This is a genomic window from Streptomyces sp. NPDC087440 (assembly GCF_044744005.1).
Taxonomy (GTDB): domain Bacteria; phylum Actinomycetota; class Actinomycetes; order Streptomycetales; family Streptomycetaceae; genus Streptomyces.
The window spans coordinates 1-1,898 of sequence record NZ_JBIUXN010000057.1; the positions used below are offsets into that span (position 1 = coordinate 1).

Here is a 1,898-nt window from a genome sequence, read left to right on the forward strand (position 1 = left end):
TCGCAAACCCATCCCGCACTCGGCACCGCCCCGCTACACTCCCCACACCCAAGCCGTTGACCAGGCAGTACATCAAAGTCCGGCTGGAGTACTAGTACTTCAGCGGGATTTCGTGTCCTGGGCTGGTTCTGGTGCGGTAGTGGCTGCGCTGGGCGGTGGCTTGGTGGTGTCTGCGCCAGTGGGACCACTTCAGTGCGTGGGTGCGGGGGTCGCGGGGTGGTCCGGGGGTGGGAAGGAGAGCTGCCAGGAGCCGTCGGATCTCTGCCACGGTGAGGGGAACGAGGCTGGTGGATTCGTTTCTGCTGCCCCTTTTTGAGATGCGTCGGGTCGGGCAGCGAGGGTGGCGAGGAAGGCGTGGGCGAGCATGGCGAGGGTGATGTGCCGGTACCAGCCTGGGTAGCGGCGGACTTCGTACTCGTCCAGGCCGCACTCGTTCTTCGCGGCCTGGAAGCACTCCTCAACGGCCCAGCGTGAGCCCGCGATCCGTACGAGTTCGGGAACCTCGACGTTGGCCGGGGCGTAGGCCATGTAGTAGGCGAGTTCAGCGGGATCGGAGAGGCTGCGGCGGGCCATCACCCACCGGTAGTGGGTGGGCGGTTCGGGATCGAAGACGAGGTTGACCAGGAGTTTTGCCGCTGCCCAGTCGTAGACGCGAGCTGTCAGTTCGCCCAGAAGCCGTGCGCGGGTGCGTCCCAGGACTCCGGCCAAGGCCTCGCACCGGGGTCGTGGCTGCTCCTGCCACAGCCCTCCCACCCCGAGCGGCGGGTAGCGCAACGTGGGCTGGTAGTTGTCGTTCTCCAGGATCGAGAAGATCCGGGGCCAGGTGAAGGCGGAGGGGAGCAGCAGGAGCCCGCGGCCGCCGAGTTGCTGGGGTCCGCGCAGCGCCCCGTGCGGGGCGCAAAGTGGTTTCTTCCCAGGTGAGTTGGGGATTGAGGTCTTCCAGAAGTCGGTGTGCCCCGCCTTCGGCGAAGCGCTGTGCCCGGTGCGCGATGTCTCGTTCGTGCAGGGCGGCGATGCGCGCCCAGTACGGGGCGAGCGCCACTTCCCAGTACGCGGTGATGCTGTCCGCGAGCCGGCCGAGCCCGCGCCCGGGATCCTCGCGCAAGGCTGCCACAGGATGACGGACCGCCGAGTCCGTCGTCCGTATCAGGGCAGCCGGAGTGGCACGCAGGGCTGCCAATTCCATTGGGTGCGGATCCTCTGGAGGGGTGATCAGCAAGCTTTTTCCAACCTCAGCTTGAGCAGGTCATGTGGCCGGGACTGCTGGCCGCCGAGTGCGGGGCTGCCTTGCTTTGCCCTGCTGTCGGTGGCGAATGCTTGACTCGCGGGCATGGACGACGAACAGCTTCTGACCGCCGTGGCCGAGATCCTGTGGCCGGATCACCGGGACCTGGACTGCCGCCAGCACGGCGATGCGCCAGGTCACATATGCCTACCCATCTCCGCTCGCACTGACCTGCACAGTGTCGTCGAGACGCTTTCTAGTCGGTACGGCGAGCCTTTCGGCGGCGCCGACCGGCTGCCGCCACTGCCCTTGTCGGGGGAGGTCGACTGGAGGTACGCCTGGCCGTTCAATAACCGGTGGGTCGCCTTCGGCCGGTCCGGCCAGGGCGAGGGTGCCGGGCCCGCTCTGATGGTCGCCCTGCGCAGCACGCCGGTCGCGGAGCATCTGCCCGCGGAAACCTCCTGGCTGGAACGGCTCATCGCTGTGACGGGCTGGATGCCAAGGACCGCGGGCCAGGTCGACTGGGCGGCAGTCGAGTCCCGTCTGGGAACGCCCCTGCCGAGCGACTACAAGGCACTTGTCGGCGTACTCGCGTATGTGCAGAGGCTGGTACGGATGAACGTGCAGAGCAAGTAGCCGTCGGCTGGTGTCCATTGCCGTGCGAGATGATGTA

The 1,898-nt window shown here is 67.1% G+C and carries 1 protein-coding gene and 1 pseudogene; one reads left to right on the top strand and one right to left on the bottom strand.

Annotated elements, in window-relative coordinates:
- Positions 1-189 precede the first annotated feature (189 nt).
- A pseudogene (locus ACIO3O_RS42690) lies at positions 190-654 on the bottom strand (IS701 family transposase); the annotation flags it as partial.
- Positions 655-1,330: 676 nt separating this feature from the next.
- On the opposite strand from ACIO3O_RS42690, the gene ACIO3O_RS42695 reads away from it, so the two are divergent.
- Positions 1,331-1,861: a hypothetical protein gene (locus ACIO3O_RS42695; RefSeq protein WP_401756437.1), complete on the top strand. Its 531-nt coding sequence runs from the start codon at positions 1,331-1,333 to the stop codon at positions 1,859-1,861.
- Positions 1,862-1,898: the final 37 nt, after the last annotated feature.

Coding starts and splice junctions, on each gene's coding strand:
- ACIO3O_RS42695 (WP_401756437.1), top strand. CDS start 1,331: ATGGACGACGAACAGCTTCTGACCGCCGTGGCCGAGATCCTGTGGCCG.